The following is a 16,411-nucleotide window of genomic DNA, read 5'->3' on the forward strand; positions in this document are numbered from 1 at the left end:
GCGCACGAACGCCGAGCCGCCCTGCGGCACCACGTCTCGGTGGAGGGGACCTGTCCGGCGATGAGTCAGACGGTGAATCGGTCGGGGTCGGCGCTGTTCCAGTCACGCGCCCACGATGCGGGCGGGTCCTGCAGCAGCTGCCCCGGGTCCAGCCAGGGGTGGAGGTCCGCGTAGGAGCGGATGGTCTGCGGATCGAGACGGCGCTGGAGCATGTGCGGATGCAACCGGGACGGGCTGTCGACTCCCATGGCGGCCATGATCTGCAGAGCGCTCCTGACGGTGGCCTCCTGGTAGCGGCGCACGCGCTGGGCCTTGTCGCCCACGTTCAGGGCGCGGGCCCGGCGCGGGTCCTGGGTGGCCACGCCGACCGGGCAGGTGTTGGTGTGGCAGCGCTGGGCCTGGATGCAGCCGACGGCGAACATCATGGCCCGGGCGGCGTTGGTGTAGTCGGCCCCTTGGACCAGCCGCTTCACCAGATCGCTCCCGGTGGCGACCTTGCCGCTGGCACCGATCCTGATCCGGTCCCGCAGACCGGTGCCCACCAGAGCGTTGTGGACCGTCATCAGGCCCTCGGTCAGCGGCATCCCGACGTGGTCGGCGAACTCCAGCGGGGCCGCTCCGGTCCCGCCCTCCGCGCCGTCGACGACGATGAAGTCCGGCGTCACCCCTTCCTCCACCATGGCCTTGCAGACCGCGAGGAACTGGCTGCGGGAGCCGACGCACAGCTTGAAGCCGGTCGGCTTGCCGTCCGCGAGCGCACGCATCCGGCCGATGAACCGCACCAGTTCACGCGGGGTGGAGAACACCCGATGGTAGGGCGGGGAAACAACGGTCTTTCCCTGCGGGACACCGCGGACCCTCGCGATCTCCGCGTTGACCTTCGGCCCCGGCAGAACGCCGCCGATCCCCGGTTTGGCGCCCTGGCTGAGCTTCAGCGACACGCACTTCACCTGCGGGTGCGCCGCCTTCTCGGTGAACAGGGCGGAGTCGAAGCCCCCGTCCTCGGTGCGGCAGCCGAAGTAGCCGGTGCCGATCTCCCACACCAGATCTCCCCCGGGCCGCAGGTGGTACTCGGACAGCCCGCCCTCGCCCGTGTCGTGGGCGAATCCGCCCAGCGCGGCGCCCTTGTTCAGAGCGAGGACCGCGTTGGCCGACAGGGAGCCGAAACTCATCGCCGAGACGTTGAGCAGCGCCATGTCGTACGGCCGGGTGCAGTGCGGCCCGCCCACCCGGACCCGCGGGGCCCGCGTGGGCACGGCGACCGGAGCCATGGACGGTACGAGGAATTCGCGGCCGCTCTCGTAGAGGTCGAGTTCGGTGCCGAACGGCTCCTCCGCATCAGTCCCCTTGGCCCGCTCGTAGACGATGCTGCGGGTGTCGCGGTCGAAGGGGCGCCCGTCCACGTTGCGCTCGACGAAGTACTGCTGGACCTCGGGCCGGATGCCCTCCAGTGCGAACCGCAGGTGGCCCAGCACCGGGTAGTTGCGCAGCACCGAATGGCGGGTCTGCAGCACATCAGCCGCCGTGAGGACCGTCAACACCAGCACGGGAACGGCCGCCCACCACCACCAGGGTGACACCACGAACGCCGCCGCCACGACGACGGCCGACCCGCACACCGATCCGGCGATCCACAGAAGTCTCAGCACGAGATGCCGTCTAACCCGGAGCCCCGCTTTCAACCCCGCGCAGACGGGGACTCCCGTCGGCCGCCCGCTCTCCCTGCCCACGCCGACACCGGCGCACCCGGTGACGCGACCGGATCCTGCCGGAGCAGCGCGGGCCCGGGCAGCGGGGCGTGGGCCCGGGCATCGGGGCATCGGCTCCGGCCGCTGAACACTCCGCCCTCGGCTCCGGTGCACCGTACGGTACTCGGGCGGTCACGACGTCGGCGGGTCCGCCGGTTCGGCCCGCTGCGGGTGGAGCGTCTCGTGCCGGGCCAGCATCGCCACGAACTCGGCGATCACTGAGACCGGGACGGTCACGCACCGGTGGTCTGGTCGGTGATCATCTTCACGAGTCCCTCGCGGCCCTCGGCGCGGAGCCGGCGCAGCTGGCGGGCGGCGCCGTTGCCGTCCCGCTGCATGCGTTCCAGCACAGGGACGATGTGCCGCTCGTCCGCGCTGTCCCCGATCACCGGGGCGAGGTGGTCCAGCAGGGCGGCCACCGCGTCACCGACCGTGGACAGCCCGCCGGACAGCGGGTCGAAGGCCGTGCTCGCGCAGCCGTGCCGGGCGCTGTGCCACACGGCGGCCGCTAGCATCTCCTGCTCGACGGCCGGGTGCGGCGGTCCGACTTCCGCGTCGGTGAGCACCCGGGTGGCGAGTGCGCGGACGACTCCGGCGAGCATCACCGCTTCGTCGGGCCGCAGCTGGACGTCCATGGCGCGGATCTCGACGGTGGGAAAGTGCTCGGACAGGCGAATGTGCCAGTAGACCTGTTGAATGTCGCGAATCAGCCCGCCCTCGACCAGGGCCCGGGTACGCCGGTCGTAGGCGTCGGCGCCGTGGAAGTGCGGCGGCGGCCCGCTGACGGGCCAGCGACCGAAAACGAGGGTGCGCCAGCTCGCGAAGCCGGTGTCGGTGTTCTGCCACAGCGGGGAATTCGCAGCGAGCGCCACCAGCAGCGGCAGCCAGGGGCGCAGCCCGTTCATCACGGTGACGCGCGCGTCGCGGTCGTGGATGCCGAGGTGGACGTGCATGCCCGCGATCAATTGCTGGTCGGTGAGCAGCCGGGTGTCGCTCCGCATCGCGCGGTAGCGGGCGGTGTCCGTGACGGGGACCGGCAGACGATCGGTGAACGGCGCCGCACCGCACGCGGCCAGGCGGCAGCCTTCCTGCCGGGCGGCCTCGCCGAGAGCCAGGCGCATCCGCAGCAGGTGCCCGCCGGCTTCCTCCAGGTCGTGGCAGACGGGGGTGGCGACCTCCAGTTGTGCCTGGAGCAGTTCTCGCTGGACCTCGCCGCGATCCAGGGCCGGCTGGAGGCGGGCGGCCTCGCGCACCTGGGCGGCGCGGGCCACCGGGAGCCCGGTGGCGGGGTCGAGCAGGAGGTACTCCTCTTCGATGCCGAGCGTCAGCATGTGGAGCGTGTACCCGGGAGCGGAACACCCATGCGGGGCGGCCACAACAGGGGGCGGGGCCGGGGAATCAGCATGAGTACGGCGGGGCGGACGCAGGACGGGCCGGAGGGCCGGGTGGTCGCGGCGGCATCCGGTGCTGTCAGGCGCGCAGCGGACCACCGGCAGGCCCTGCCCGTGCTGCGACCGCGTCCCTTTGGTGGCCCGCTGCCTGGGGGGCGGTGAGGAGTGGACCGGTGGGTCGGGGCGGTCGGGTTCGCGCGTGTGCCGGGAGTGGGCGGGGCTGGGGTGGCTGCCGTCGGGGTCGGTGGTCAGCGGCAGGTCCCGGCGGGTGGGTCGCAGCGTCGGACGTCGGTGACGCCCGGCAGGTCGGTGATCAGGCGGCGCAGGACGGCGAGTTCGGCGTCGGGGGTGCGGGGGTCGAGGACGACGAGAAGTCGTACGGTGTCGGGCTCCCGCCTGGAGACCCGGGTGGCGCCGTGGCCGAGGCCCGGGCCGTCGTGGAGGAGTTCCGGGTGGGGGCCGGTCCCCCGGAGGGGGCTGTCCGTCCGGACGGTGGCGGCGAACGCGTCCGGTTACTGGGACCAGGGGGCGGTCCAGGTGGTGCCGATGTCCCAGCCGGCGAAGCCGAGGGTGGTGGCGGACACCAGGGTGCCGATCAGGAGCGGCAGGCGCCCGGGTTCGGGGCGTGTGCAGCTCGCCGCGGTGAGGAGGACGATGCCCGCGGGTGCCAGCGTGAACATCCTGTACGGGAGGACGAGGACCGAGAAGGCCAGCAGTCCGCAGCCGAACACCAGGCAGGCCGGCCTGAAATCGGTGCTGTCCCGTGCGAGAAGCGGCACGGCGGCGGAGAGTGAACCGAGGATCATCGGCATACCGACCACCGTTTCGAAGGATTGGACCCCCCAGATCACGGCCGGCGCGGCACACAGCGCCGCCGCCACCGCCAGGACCCGCCCCGCCCGCGGAATCGGCGGGTATACGCGCACGGTGTCGATGACTTCCCCCATTGTTGAACATGTTCAAACTCGGTGGGGGCACACTACCAGGCAGTCCCGGCTCCACGTCCACCGAACCATCGGCCCCCACCCGACCCCGGTCCGCACGGTCCCCGGCCGCGTGGCCGACCTCCGCGCTCGCGCCGCGGACGTAAGGTCGACCCCGCCCGCGCGCCGGGCGCCCGGGCCGGCCGGTTCGAGGGCGCCCTCCCGGCGAGGGCGAGCACGGCAGCGGCACCGAAGCCGCATCCGCGGCATCCCCGCGCCGACCGGGCGCGGCGACCGCCTGCCGTCGAAGACGTGGTGGGCCGCGCGATCGGGCACCGTCCACAAGGCCACCGACCAGCTCTTCGAAGCAGCGGAATCCAGCCCTGCCCGACCATCCCGACGCGGGAACCTGCCAAGTGCCGGGACGGCGCCGCCGCTCCACAGGCGATGTTCTTCCTCGGCCGCTACGCCTGCCCCAACCGCTGGCGCACGGGGGTCTCACGGCGGGAGACCGACTTGTTCGCCGAGCTTCAGCCCGTCCGCCGCGCGGCCGGAAGATCTGTTCCAGGGGCAGTGGCAGCACCGCAGGACCAAACTCGACGACTTCAAGGCCCACCTGCACGAGCGATGGGCCGAAGGCTGCACGAACGCCTGGACCCTCACGAACTCGGCTAGGATCTGTTGCGAAAGTGGATCAAGGTCGCCCGCGTGGCTCACAGACCACGAATGGCTTCGGCCAGGTCAGGGCCGTAGGACGCCCAGCAGATGATTGAGCCGTCGGCGGCGAGCTGTCCCATGAACCACTCGTCGTCAGCTCGGGCGAGGCACAGTTCATGGAACGACACGATGACGTCAGGCTGGAGGACGTCGTAGTCTGCGGAGCCGGGCTGTTCAACAACGACGAGCCGTTCAAGCGAGAGCAGATCCGCTTCGGCGTCGCCGGAGACGGATCGGACCCGCTCGATCGTCCATCCGTCGGGGAGATCTGCGTTCACTACCGCATGGTCGCACCCAGGGCGCCTCACAGCCATTCGTTTATGGCGGCGACCAGCACCGTCGCGTGATGGCGGACGGCGAGCTTGTCGTACCTCGTGGCGACCGCGCGGTGACGCTTGAGCCGGTTGATCCCGCACTCGACCGCGTGCCGCTGCTCGCAGTCGCCCTTGTCGAACTGGGGCGGGCGGCCGCCTCGGGAGCCGAGCTTCCGCCGGTTGCGGATCTGGTCCGCCTTCTCCGGGATGGTGCACTTCACGCCGCGTCGGCGCAGGTAGGAGCGGGCCGCGCGGGAGCCGTACGCCCTGTCCGCGCGGACCCTGTCCGGCTTCGTGCGGGGCCGGCCGGGGCCGGTCCTGGGCACTCGGATGGCGTTCAAGACTGGCTGGAACTGGGGACTGTCGTGCCGCTGGCCGGCGGTGACGAGCAGGGACAGCGGCTTCTGTCCCTGCTCAACCGCCAGGTGCAGCTTGGTGGTCAGCCCGCCGCGCGAGCGTCCGAGTCCGTGATCATCGGGCTCAGTGTCGACGCCGCCGGGAAGCTCCTTCTGTAGATCCCCTTTTTACGCGCTCCAGCGGCATGCTGGTGGGCGCGCGCGATAGTCGAGTCCACGCTCATGTCCCACGTGATCAGGCCTTTTGCGTCGGCATCGGCCTGCAACTGCTCGAAGATGCGCTTCCAGGTGCCGTCGCGTTGCCACCGCCGGAACAGGTCGTAGGCCCGGTCCCACGGCCCGTACCGCTCAGGCAGGTCACGCCAGGGCGCCCCGGTCCGAGTCCGCCACCGGATGCCATCGATCAACTGCCGACGAGTCCACGTCCGCGGGCGGCCCGGCTTCTTGCCCACCGGCAGCAACGGCTCCAGACGCTCCCACTGGCCGTTCGCCAGGTCACCACGTCCCACAGACCGTGATCATCTACGACCTGGATCCACTTTCGCAACAGACCCTCGTCCTCGGGACCGCTGCGGCATCCGCCCTCGCCGGGGTCGGGCAGCTTCGAAGGGGACGCAGCCGCGGGAGCCTGAGGACCGTGGCCACCGTCGCGAACTGGCTCTCCATGCTCTGGGCGGGACGGTCCGTCTACGCCGTCACCTACTTCGTGCTGGACCGCGGAATGGGCGCCTTCATAGGTCTCGGCAGTTTCCACAGGACCCTGCTGGCGGGCGGGTGGACGTACATCATCGCGAACGCCCTGATCCTGGCCGCAGGCTGCACCGCAATCGGACGGAAGAACCCGAGGACCAGGAGACCGAAGCACAACTGACCGAACCCGTCGCTGACGGTTCCGGGTTGCTCCCTGCGCACGGGGGCCGGGACCGGTTGCTGATCGTGGTGCCTCGATGCCGTCCTCGTGTGGCCTCGGCGCAGGCGGCGCCGATGGTGATCAACTGCACGACCTGGAAGGACGACAGCACGTTCGGTCTGTCCCGCAGGCGGTTCGTGCGGACGCTGAGCCGGCCGTAGCGGTGGACCCGCTGGGTGAACAGCGGACCCGTCTCGAACGGCTTCGCGCCGCGAGGAGATCCGCGTCAAGGCCGGGCAAGGCTGGGCGGGGAGCTGCTCGCAGGCCACGCGGGCGGTGCAGTGTCCAGGCGGATCCCGTCGTCGCATGCCGTGTGGAGACAGCAAGTCTTCTGCGGCGGGCCCTTGATGAGCAGCCGGACGAGCGGGTCGGTCACCAGGGCGCCGCCGCCGTCCGTCCGCTTCCTCCCGACCGATCTCGGGCAGGCGGCCGCCCGCGCGCCCGCCGATCACCTCCTCCGCGCCCGGTTCGCCCCGTCCCGGCCTCAACTCACGGCCAGCAGCGGGGAGAACACCGTGCACCACAGGGCCGCGACGGTCGCGACGGTCATCATGGGCACGAACACCCGGGTTTCCAGTTTTCCCCCGGTCCGCCGGACCAGCACCAGTTCGAACCGACGCCGCCACGGCCAGAACAGGGGCACGCCGCGACGGGTGAGAAAGTCGCCGAGCACGTGGGTGAGAGCTCCCAGGCCCACCGTGTAGGGCAGCCAGGCGGCGATGCCGGGGACCCAGGCCGCCACCGACGCCGTGCCGATCCCGGCCAGGCCGACGGAGGTCAACCACGCGGTCGGCCCGTGGCCGGGCGGATGCAGGTGCAGGGCCCGCCCCGCGAGGAAGAGCAGGACGAACGTGAGCGCGTGGGTGAAGCCGTCACCGAGCCGGGTCACACCCGCCCAAGTGCCCGAGCCGGCGAGCGCGACGAACAGCAACGAGTGCGTGGCATGCCGGTGGCCTCCGCACAGCCTGCCCACCAGCCGGCACAGCGCCCTGGACACCGGACCCAACAGGTGGGCGGGGGTCGCGTCCTGGTGGTCGACGTCAGGGAGCAGCGCGGCGCCCGCGCACAGGAGCGTCCCCACCAGGATCTCGCTCGGCCCGGGCACCGTGCCGAACACCTTCTCCGGGAGGAACGACGCCGTCGCCGCGTACACCAGGGCTCCGCTGATCGCGTGCGACTGACCCATCATCGACGCCCCCGCCTTCCTGTCCGTCCACGCGACCACCACCCTGCCGGTGGCACCGGACCGGACGGAGATCGTTCTGCTACCCCCCGCCGCGCCCCGTACTCCACCCGAGCGTGACACCGGCCCGCCCCCGGCCGACGAAACGTTCCGGTCGGGGGCGACAGGCAGCGGAGCGCCGGTGCCCGTCGAGCGTGGCCCGGCGTGCATCCGCCCCCGACCGTCGCGTCAGGCCTCAGGACACCGGCGGCGGCGTTGGTCGGAACGGTGCGCCGCAGGGCCGGGAAGAGCAGCAGCAGGGGGACGGCGGCAGCCGACGTGCCTGCCATCCGGGTAGTCGCGCAGCAGGCTGGAGTCGCCTCCGCCGCCGCTGGCGGCCCCGGCCCGCCGTCGAAGAGGCGACCGGCGCTTCCCGTCCACCCGCCGGGCACGCTGCCGCTCGCGCCGTACGAGGTCGGTGTCCCGTGCCCGTGGCGAACCGCGCCGAGGGCTTGCGGCAATCGGCCGTTCGGCGCGTCCTTGCCGCCCGACCGCCGTGTCCGCGGGCGTCGCCACGGCGTCCGGGATCGACTGGAGGGATCTCGGATGAGACGCTGCCCCTGAACCTGGGTGAGGAGCTGCTGGAGCAGTTCCTCACCGCCGGACGAACCCTCGACCCGAAGGACGCGCCCCGCATCGCCGAGCAGTACACCCGCGCACTCGGTCTCGGATCGCGCGTCGACACCGGCCTCGCCGTAGCGGTGGTTCCCCGCTCCGCAGCCGGTGTTCGCCCCAGCCAGTGCTCACCTGGCCCGGTTGCTGTGCTCCGTGGAGGCCGCCCGGTCGTGGGCGGTGCGGTGGCGGTGGATCTCGACGGCGTGGGTTTCCGCCCAAGCCCGGACCGCGAGGAACGGCTCGATCAGGCTGCCGCCCAGCGGGGTGAGGCTGTACTCGGTGCGGGGCGGGACTTCGGCGTAGACGGTGCGGGCAGGCGCTGCCCTCTCGGAGGCCTGGCGTCCGGTGCGTTGCCTCCGCAGCTGAACCTCGACCCCCGCGCCTGGCGGACCCTCTCATAGAGGCACGGTCTGGTCGAGCTGGTTCTCGGTGGCCCGGGCGGTGACGGCGAGCAGGTCCAACGTCATTGACCGACTCGGCGCTCGGGTCGCGTCGGGAGCGACGGCGAGCGCCGCTCGGACCGCAAGGACACCGCCGACGAGAAGTGAACCGCGGTGGGCCGGGACAGCCCTCCCCGACTCAGCCCATTGGCTGGGTTGCCTGCGGACAGCGGGCTGTGCGAGCCTCTTACCTCGTCTCTCTGAAAGGGCTGGTCGTGACGCTCGGCATGGTTCTCGGCGACTCCTCCTCTCGCGCTTCGACGCGGGAGCGGTAGCCCCACCTGCCCTGACACACGCGCCCGTGCTGCAGCACGGGTCGTTTGCCCTGCTCCTCGTCGAAGTGCTCTTCGTGCCCCTGCACGTTCGACCACGAGGAGTACGTGGTGTCCACGATCCACTGGACCGAGATGAACACCCCCCGTTCCGCCCACTGGCATTCCGAGAGCGCGACACCGCCTCCCAGCCGGGTCATCGGCGCGGACGACCGTACGAAAGCCGACACTGCGTACCGCCTGGCCTGTGAGGGAGGCGCCTTGTTGTGGCGGGGCGACTTCCACAACGCACGTCAACTCCTGCAAGCCCTGGGCCGTCGCATCGACCGGAAACCTTCTCGGCAGGGCGGCAGCCCAGCAGAGTCCTTCCACCTGCACCGCAGGGCCCGCGGCCACCGTGCCCGTGTGCTCGGCAAGCTTCTCGTCCTGCTGGATGGCGACTACGTCCTGAACCTGCGCAGGGCCCCCGATGTGCGCCAGGCATGCGCCGAGGCGTACGGTCCGCCGGCCGAGCCGATGGCCGTCTCGCTCACAGAACTACTGGGCGTGATCGGAGCTCATCAGTGGCGTACGAAGGGCGTGGAGGTACCAGCCCTCGGCGCCCGCATTCACCCGCACTACGGCGTGTTCTCCCCGGTCAGGGGCGAATACGTCGACCTCGTTGCACAAGCACCGTTCCCCGCGCTGGTGGCCCGTCGCGCGGGTCGCCTTACCGCATTCGACCTCGGGACGGGGACGGGAGTGCTCGCCGCCGTCCTGGCCCATCGGGGGATCGACCATGTCGTGGCCACCGACATCAGCCCGCGTGCCCTGGCCTGCGCACACGAGAACATCCGCCGACTGCACTTCACCCGGCACATCGACATCGTGGGCCCCGGCCTTTTCCCCGAAGGCCGGGCGGACCTTGTCGTCTGCAACCCGCCCTGGATTCCAGCCCTCCCCACGTCCGCCGTAGAACAAGGGGTCTACGACTCGGGAAGCAGCATGCTCCGCGACTTCCTGCACGGACTCACCGCGCATCTCGAACCGGGAGGCGAAGGATGGCTGATCCTCTCGGACTTGGCCGAGCGCCTAGGACTCAGGACGCGCAGCGAACTTCTGGACGACATCAAGGCAGCGGGCCTGCACGTGGTGGACAGGACTGACATCCGGCCGCGGCATCCACGAGCCCGGGACACAGCAGATCCCCTCCACTCCGCCCGCTCCTCGGAGGTCACTTCGCTTTGGCGCCTGGCCAGCACTCAACGGTGAGCGTCGGCCGTCGCCGGGGCGAGTAGGCTTGTGGCCCCGGCGATCGCCTCCGGGGAAGGGGGGAGAGCATTTCCGCACGTTCTCCGGGCGGAAGATCTTCCGGGCGAGCGCGTGACGGCCCTCCTGCAGATTGGCCAGCGTTCTGATCTGCCGCCGGTAGCCGGGCTCGTCGGCCAGCGACCATGTGACTTCTGCGGTCACCCGGTCGCCCTTGAGTCGCAGGACGAGTACGACTGTCGGGTGTGCGGGGATCCGGACTCCCGGTGATTCAGGCTGAGCTGACGGGCCGCGTTCCTTCCCGAGGTGCCGCGGACAGGTGGCAACGACCTGGGTCTGGGGAAGAGGTAGTCATGCTGATTGCATCCTTCGAAACCTTCGGGCTCGTGACTCACTTCGATCCCACCACCGGTGGGACGGAGCACGTGAGAAGCCTCGAGCCTTCGCAGGCGGCACATGGTCACTACGGCAAGCTGGCCGGTACCGATGTCGTGTTCTACCGGGACACGGGTGGGCTCCTGCTCCGAGTGAGCGAGGAAACGGTCCGGCTCGACGGGTCCGCCGACGTCGAGCACCATGTCGTCGGCTCCGATTGCGTTCTGAGCATCGCTCGGAGGATCAAGCTGGGCGATACGGTTCCGTCCGAGTGGTCCGGCTTGAAGGACGATCCGACGCCGTTCGTCGAAGCCGAGGACTTCTATCTCGGTCTCTTCGTGTCGAACGTGGTTCGTGATCCAGAACGGTCAGCACAGATCTATCGCTGACCCGTGCGGTGAACACCGGGTTGGTGGTCCGCTCCGAGAAGAGGTGGACCACCAACCCGGTCGCATCTACCGGGGCCTGCTTCAGGTCTCGAGGAGCTTCTCGACAGCCTCCAGCCCACCGGCGCACTGCGTGGCACGGGCCTGTTCGGCGGTACCGCGCAGCGTTACCTACCGGTCTGGATACGCAACCTCGCCTACCGCACGAGACCTTGCCGGAACGCAATTCCGACGGTGCGGCCGGCGGTGACAACGTCGAGGTCCTGGTGGACGAAACCCGCGAACGATGGCATCGGTGCGGGGGCGTCCCGTTCGACCTCGCGGATCCATTTGTGCAGGGAGGGTGCCGAGGCGGTTGATCATGAGGGCGTGGAAACATCCGGCCAGGTCGTACCGGGCGATGTCCGGGCAGGCGATTCTGACCTCCAGCAGCCTGTCCTGCTCGCGATCGGCAAGGGAACCGGGCAGCCGCACGATGCCCGCACCCGCATACGGGCAGTCACGTGAGCATTGTGCTCGGCTGGCGGTCGACTGTCGGGTCTGGCTCCTAGGATGCCGGCATGGCGCGCTACAAGGATCTTCAGCAGTCCCTGTGGGACACCGGCAGCGACTACGGAGTGCAGCGGCCCGTTACCGACCGGATGGTTCTGGAGGCCGAGCGGCTGCTGGACGTCACGCTGCCCGACTCCCTTCTCGACCTGCTGCGGCAGCAGAACGGGGGCCGGGTGACGAGCGACCGGAATGCTTTCCCCACGAGCGGGCCGACCTCTTGGAGTCCCGACCACGTGCCCTTCGACAGCGTGCTGGGCATCGGCCGCCGCAAGCGGTCGATCTCCCTGTTCGACAGCCCGTACCTGGTCGAGGAGTGGAGCCTCCCCGCCGCTGTGGTGCTGCTCTCGGGTGACGGGCCGTGCCGGATCGGACTCGACTACCGCGTGTGCGTCCGGCACGGGGAACCGTCCGTCACCTGGTTCGACGCGGACGACGACTCGGAGTTGGCCCTCGCTCCGGACTTCCGGTCCTTCGTCGAGGGCCTCACCTCCGCCAACGGGTTCAAGAGCGTGGAGAGCGACAGCTCATTCGGCTGACGTTGCTTGATGCGGCACAAGACGGTGGCCCGTGGGTCGCCGCATGAGGTAATTGGTGCATGAGCTACTTCATGTATGACGTCATGGGTGTGACGGTCGATGAGCCTGACCCGGAGATGATGGGTCGGGTGCTGGACGGCTTGGCGAACGCCGACGACGAACACCCTGACGTGTCGTTGTCCCATGAGAGCGGGTGGTGCCTCAGCGTCTTCCGCAGCGGTCTGCTCGTCTGGGAGGACACGGAGAGCGACTCATTGGCTCCTGGAAGGATTCGCGAGGTTGGCCGTGAGAAGGTTCTCCGGCTCTTCGGACTGCTGGCGGCAGGTGACATCGCATCGGTTGAGGCGCTTCCCTGGCAGCGTTGACCGGCCTTCTGGCGACCAGAAGGGCCATGAAGCGCAGCGTCCGAGTGCGCAGGTGTGCCTCGCCAAGAGCGTTCATCCGTGCAGGATCTCACCGTGCACCCGCAATCGTGTTCCGCGGCGTGGAGGGCGACAGCAGTCGGCGCGGCCTCCACGGCGGCCCAGCGTGAGTTCTGCTGCCGTCATCGACCTGTGCCAGAAAGTGGTGCCTCCCGAAATCGGGCTCTGGCTCAGGTTCTGTGGTGGGTGACGCTCTGTCCTTGCTCGATATCGAACAGCGGGATGGACGGTGGTGGCGGAGCAAGGACTGTGCGAAGGCGGTTGAGGTTGGCTCGCCACTGCTTCCAGTCTTCCGGGTCGACCCAGTTCGAGGCCGGCCCGGCCTCCTCGCTCATGACGCGAGCGAGGGCCTCGTCCGCGAGCGTCCGGAGATCGTCAGGGAAAGCGGGCATGGGTTCTTCAGGGCCGTAAGGTGAGTCGATTGGGTCGCCGCCAGGGCATTGCGCCGCAATCAGCGCCGCGGCGGCCACCGCCTCTTCTCCTTCGGAGAGCCAGCCAACGGCGTCGACGGTGCGCGCGAGGATGCCACGGATCAGCGCCTCGCGTTCCTCGGGTTTGGTGTCGTCCAGAGCATTGGCGAAGTCCGCGGCGGTGTCGTTGTCGAAGGGGCCAGTGTCCCAGGTGCCCACGTTGATCTCCTCGTGTAACTGCGCCAGGATCATCGTATTGGCCGCCGACATAGCAATCACTGTGCGAGCAGTACGTGTATGTGTCGGTCCGGCTATCTGCTCGACCAGACTCCGCATCCCGGGCACGCGGCGCCGTCCGAAGGCAGCGCACGTCAACACGGACTATCGAGATGTGTTCACGTCCACCGACAGCACCTCGACGTGCCCGACCAACGGGAACCACAGCTCCTTCATCCGGAGCACAACCTCTTCCACGGCCCCGAACTCTCAACCCAACCGCCTTGCTCACGGGCCAGTTTCAGGCGACTTCGTGCGCCCCTTGAAGGTCCGAATGTCGCTCAGCGCGACCGCATCACAGAAGTTGAGCCCGTTCTCGCCGACAGAGCCACCTGCCTTTGTGGGTGATGGGGCTGGGATGGCCGGACCAGGGGAACGACGGGACAATCCTCGGCCGTCCGGGTGTCAGTGCCCGCGCATAGCGTGTCGAACATGATCACGTCCACCGTCGAACAGTCCTGGGACCGCATCGAGAGTTGGCTCGCGCGGCACGCCCCCGTCACCCACGGCCTGCTGCGACCGCCGGCCCTCCTGGCGGACATCGAGGCGGCCGAAATCCGGCTGGGGGTGGCCTTCCCGCCCAATCTGAGGGAGTCGCTGCTGCGGCACGACGGGGTGGAGCTCCAGGACGGAACGCTCCGGCTCGACTACTACGGTCCGCCGTCCGGAGTCCGGGAGATCGTCAGGAGCACCGAGTTCCTGCGGCATGTCGGGGAGGACGCCGCCGAGGCGGAGCGCGAGCTCGACGAGGAGGAGCGCGACCAGTACGCGTACTGGCCGCGCGAACGGCTGCTGATCACCCTGGGCATCGGCTGGCAGTCCTCCGACGGGCTCTTCCTGGTCACCCGCCCGGGCCCGCACCACGGACGGGTCGGCCGGTACTTCGACGAGACGGGCTCGACCTTCACTCCCTGGACGGGACTGCGGCAGGTCCTCTCCGACCTCGCCACGGCCCTGGAGAACGGCCTGCCCTTCGACGGGCGGATGCCCCTGGCCCACGAGGGCCGGCTGGTCTGGGACGACAACAGGACGGTCGCCGCCGACCCGACCTCCGCCCTGGACATCGCCGCCGCGTCCCCCGAACCGCAGGTTCCACCGGCGGACGAGCCTGCACCGGTCGTCCCTCAGTCCGACGGGACATACGCCGTCATCGCTTTCGGATTCGGCGGATTCCTCGAACCCGAGCCTGCACCGATCGTGCAACCGGACGTCGTGTTCGTGGCTGCCATCGACCCCGGCGAACTGCTGGACCGGCTGGGCTCCGTACCTGCGACCGCCGGGCCGCGCACCCGGGAACAGGCGCGGCTGTCCGCCAGTGCGCCCTGGGCCGCGTACCGCCCGATGGTCCGGGCCGGGTCCTGCGGCGACGGGTGGTCGTACGCCACGCAGGAGGGCGGTGACGCCCAGTTCGGCCGTCCCGAGGTGATTCGACGGCTGTCCCGCGGAACCCGGGTGGTGCGGCTGGTGAAGGACGGACCCGAGGTGCGTGTGATCGTCATGGAGGACGGCATCGAGCGGCCGGAGGCGGGCCACCAGGTCGAATCGCTGCGCGAGGACTACGTGACCGGCCCCGACGGGGAGCAGTGGGAGCGGATCGGCGTCGATCCCTGGCCCGGCTCCACGGCCGCCTACACGCGGCTGCTGGCGGACCTGACGGTGGAGTACGGCATCGACTGGGATCCGGCAGATGACGCGGCGGCTCCACTGGCGAGCGCGCTGCTGCTGCCGCTCCTCGAGGAGGTGCCGCAGGCCCGGCACCCGGTCACTGTCGTACGCGACTTCGACCCCGGCGCCCTGACGGAGCGGACCCCGCCGGAGCAGTTGCGCTCCGCGATGGCGGCCCAGCTGGCCCGGCTGGCGTCGGAGACCGGAATCGACGGCTACCCGGAGATCGCCCGGGCGCTGGAACAGGCCGGCCGGGGCGAGCCGGTGGACCTGACGACCGACGGGGCCCTGGATCTACGGATGCGCACCATCCGGGCGGAGACCCGGGCCGTCCGGGGACTGCTCGACGCGGCCCGCCACCAGCAGGACCCGGCGCCCGTCACCGCGGCCGACCTCGCGGCGTGGCACGGACGGGACACGGCGGCCGGGGCGCTGCGCCGGTTCCTGCTGCTGCCCCTGCCCTCGGCGGCGGAGACGGTCCTGAGCCTGCGCATGTCCGTGCACTGGCGCGACGAGCTGGCGGTGGACCTGGCCGACCAGTACCCGTGCTCTCCACGCGCAGGCGCGGGTCAGCCGGAAACCGAACCGGCAAACATCGACCGGCTTCCTTGAGTACGGGCGCGCCGGCCGTCGGCACGCCCGCTCGGGGAGGTCGAGCCCGCCGCCAAGGCGGGTCCGTGCCTCGTCGCTGCCGAGAACCCACCGCCCCTTTCGCGCGGCCGACCACGATGTCACGTTGGTGTGAGCGGCTGGCCGCGACGACGAGAAGCCGTTTCCGGAGCAGGGGCAGCTTCGCTCGACCGAACATGCCGTGCTTGAGGGCTTTGAAGTCGTCGATGGCGGCACTCGACCGGGTGGGACGACCGGTCGGTGCTCAAACCGAAAACGACGGCATCGAGGTCGGGAATCAGTCCGGCGGCAAAGCCGGCCAGGCCGCTCCGGCTGAACCCCCCAGCGCATGACGGAGCGCCCAGAGCGCGATGCCCGAGGCCCTCCTGCTTCGGTCGGGCTGCACCTTCGAGGCGTGCTGCCCGCCACCCGGCGCACGCCGAGTGGCGAACCCGCTCCAGGGCCAGGAACAGTCGACACATGACACAAACCACATGGACCGAAGCCAGAATTGAGCTCCCTGCCACCGAGGGCGGCCACGCCGCAGACACAGGCTTGGCCCTTATCGGCCCAGACGGCTGGGTGCACGTCAAGCCGGACAGCAGTGGCGGCGGGGGCTTCAGGTCCTACCCGCCCCAGACGGTCTTCAAGATCACCTGGAAGACCGATCCGTGGTCCGCAGACCAGTAGCGCGCGAAAGGGCCTCTGGAAACCACCGAAGCGCCGAGGCCCTGCCTGCTGCTACGCCGCGTCGTCCGGATCGAACCCGGCCCCGACCGCCGCCCGCCGCGCCCACTCCGGCACCCGGGCGCGCCCTACGGCGGGCGATCGCCGGGCGGCTGGACCGGACAGGGCCAGCCGCCCACGCCCCGGCCCTCCCCCGGTGGGCTCCTCGGGCGCTTACTGCTACGGCCGGAACATCTGCTCCGCCAACCGTCGCTCCCGGCCCACCACCGTCTCCTTCTCCTTGCTCTCGCCGGCCATCGCAGGTCTGCCTGGCCCGGGCCAGCCACGGCCTCACGGA

14 protein-coding genes are annotated in these 16,411 nt (G+C 70.3%); 6 read left to right on the top strand and 8 right to left on the bottom strand.

Features of this window, described 5'->3' with window-relative positions; genetic code table 11:
- Positions 1-65 precede the first annotated feature (65 nt).
- The 5 genes from BI06_RS39335 to BI06_RS47335 form a co-directional block, all read right to left on the bottom strand.
- On the bottom strand, positions 66-1,649 hold the full coding sequence (locus BI06_RS39335) for an FMN-binding glutamate synthase family protein (RefSeq protein WP_043476575.1): 1,584 nt from the start codon (positions 1,647-1,649) through the stop codon (positions 66-68).
- A gap of 332 nt (positions 1,650-1,981) precedes the next feature.
- Positions 1,982-3,079, bottom strand: a complete 1,098-nt coding sequence (locus tag BI06_RS39340; RefSeq protein WP_043476579.1) for a glutamate--cysteine ligase — start codon at positions 3,077-3,079, stop codon at positions 1,982-1,984.
- 572 nt (positions 3,080-3,651) lie between these two features.
- Positions 3,652-3,951 carry a hypothetical protein gene (locus tag BI06_RS39345; protein ID WP_149030628.1) on the bottom strand — a complete coding sequence of 100 codons (300 nt, stop codon included), beginning with the start codon at positions 3,949-3,951 and terminating at the stop codon, positions 3,652-3,654.
- An 824-nt stretch (positions 3,952-4,775) separates the two neighbouring features.
- Complete coding sequence (locus tag BI06_RS39350) at positions 4,776-5,057, bottom strand: hypothetical protein (RefSeq protein ID WP_051742826.1); 282 nt, start codon at positions 5,055-5,057, stop codon at positions 4,776-4,778.
- A gap of 26 nt (positions 5,058-5,083) precedes the next feature.
- A protein-coding gene (locus BI06_RS47335) for an IS5 family transposase (protein WP_369826369.1) occupies positions 5,084-5,958 on the bottom strand; the annotation gives its coding sequence in 2 pieces (ribosomal slippage) (positions 5,084-5,568 and positions 5,568-5,958; 876 coding nt in all).
- A 128-nt stretch (positions 5,959-6,086) separates the two neighbouring features.
- Between BI06_RS47335 and BI06_RS39365 the strand changes: the two genes are divergently transcribed.
- Positions 6,087-6,320, top strand: coding sequence for a hypothetical protein (locus BI06_RS39365; RefSeq protein ID WP_149030629.1), 234 nt, complete (start codon positions 6,087-6,089; stop codon positions 6,318-6,320).
- Between the two features lie 523 nt (positions 6,321-6,843).
- Here BI06_RS39365 and BI06_RS39370 read toward each other — a convergent pair.
- Entirely contained in the window at positions 6,844-7,548 is a 705-nt protein-coding gene (locus BI06_RS39370) for a metal-dependent hydrolase (RefSeq protein WP_043476792.1), read from the bottom strand.
- 776 nt (positions 7,549-8,324) lie between these two features.
- Complete coding sequence (locus BI06_RS54900) at positions 8,325-8,558, bottom strand: helix-turn-helix domain-containing protein (protein WP_082559031.1); 234 nt, start codon at positions 8,556-8,558, stop codon at positions 8,325-8,327.
- Positions 8,559-9,019: 461 nt separating this feature from the next.
- Between BI06_RS54900 and BI06_RS39375 the strand changes: the two genes are divergently transcribed.
- The 4 genes from BI06_RS39375 (at position 9,020) to BI06_RS39390 (ending at position 12,370) form a co-directional block, all read left to right on the top strand.
- Positions 9,020-10,159, top strand: a complete 1,140-nt coding sequence (locus BI06_RS39375; protein WP_043476595.1) for a class I SAM-dependent methyltransferase — start codon at positions 9,020-9,022, stop codon at positions 10,157-10,159.
- A 350-nt stretch (positions 10,160-10,509) separates the two neighbouring features.
- Positions 10,510-10,920 (top strand): hypothetical protein, encoded by a 411-nt coding sequence (locus tag BI06_RS39380; protein ID WP_043476597.1) that lies wholly within the window; start codon positions 10,510-10,512, stop codon positions 10,918-10,920.
- A gap of 557 nt (positions 10,921-11,477) precedes the next feature.
- A complete protein-coding gene (locus BI06_RS39385) occupies positions 11,478-12,005 on the top strand; it encodes an SMI1/KNR4 family protein (RefSeq protein ID WP_043476600.1) in 528 nt (175 codons plus the stop codon).
- 59 nt (positions 12,006-12,064) lie between these two features.
- Positions 12,065-12,370 carry a hypothetical protein gene (locus BI06_RS39390; RefSeq protein ID WP_043476603.1) on the top strand — a complete coding sequence of 102 codons (306 nt, stop codon included), beginning with the start codon at positions 12,065-12,067 and terminating at the stop codon, positions 12,368-12,370.
- 227 nt (positions 12,371-12,597) lie between these two features.
- Here BI06_RS39390 and BI06_RS39395 read toward each other — a convergent pair whose 3' ends face one another.
- A complete protein-coding gene (locus BI06_RS39395; RefSeq protein WP_233290482.1) occupies positions 12,598-13,107 on the bottom strand; it encodes a DUF4259 domain-containing protein in 510 nt (169 codons plus the stop codon).
- Positions 13,108-13,545: 438 nt separating this feature from the next.
- Between BI06_RS39395 and BI06_RS39400 the strand changes: the two genes are divergently transcribed.
- The gene (locus BI06_RS39400) at positions 13,546-15,390 is read left to right on the top strand and encodes an SMI1/KNR4 family protein (RefSeq protein WP_063795127.1); all 1,845 of its coding nucleotides are present in this window, start codon (positions 13,546-13,548) and stop codon (positions 15,388-15,390) included.
- Positions 15,391-16,411 lie beyond the last annotated feature (1,021 nt).

This window comes from Kitasatospora sp. MBT66 (assembly GCF_000710405.2).
In the GTDB taxonomy this organism is placed as follows: Bacteria; Actinomycetota; Actinomycetes; order Streptomycetales; family Streptomycetaceae; genus Kitasatospora; species Kitasatospora purpeofusca.

What these genes read in the sequence shown, in the direction of transcription:
- BI06_RS39340 (WP_043476579.1), bottom strand. Translation starts at nt 3,079, where the DNA reads ATGCTGACGCTCGGCATCGAAGAGGAGTACCTCCTGCTCGACCCCGCC.
- BI06_RS39345 (WP_149030628.1), bottom strand. Translation starts at nt 3,951, where the DNA reads ATGCCGATGATCCTCGGTTCACTCTCCGCCGCCGTGCCGCTTCTCGCA.
- BI06_RS39370 (WP_043476792.1), bottom strand. Translation starts at nt 7,548, where the DNA reads ATGATGGGTCAGTCGCACGCGATCAGCGGAGCCCTGGTGTACGCGGCG.
- BI06_RS39380 (WP_043476597.1), top strand. Translation starts at nt 10,510, where the DNA reads ATGCTGATTGCATCCTTCGAAACCTTCGGGCTCGTGACTCACTTCGAT.
- BI06_RS39385 (WP_043476600.1), top strand. Translation starts at nt 11,478, where the DNA reads ATGGCGCGCTACAAGGATCTTCAGCAGTCCCTGTGGGACACCGGCAGC.
- BI06_RS39390 (WP_043476603.1), top strand. Translation starts at nt 12,065, where the DNA reads ATGAGCTACTTCATGTATGACGTCATGGGTGTGACGGTCGATGAGCCT.
- BI06_RS39395 (WP_233290482.1), bottom strand. Translation starts at nt 13,107, where the DNA reads ATGTCGGCGGCCAATACGATGATCCTGGCGCAGTTACACGAGGAGATC.
- BI06_RS39400 (WP_063795127.1), top strand. Translation starts at nt 13,546, where the DNA reads ATGATCACGTCCACCGTCGAACAGTCCTGGGACCGCATCGAGAGTTGG.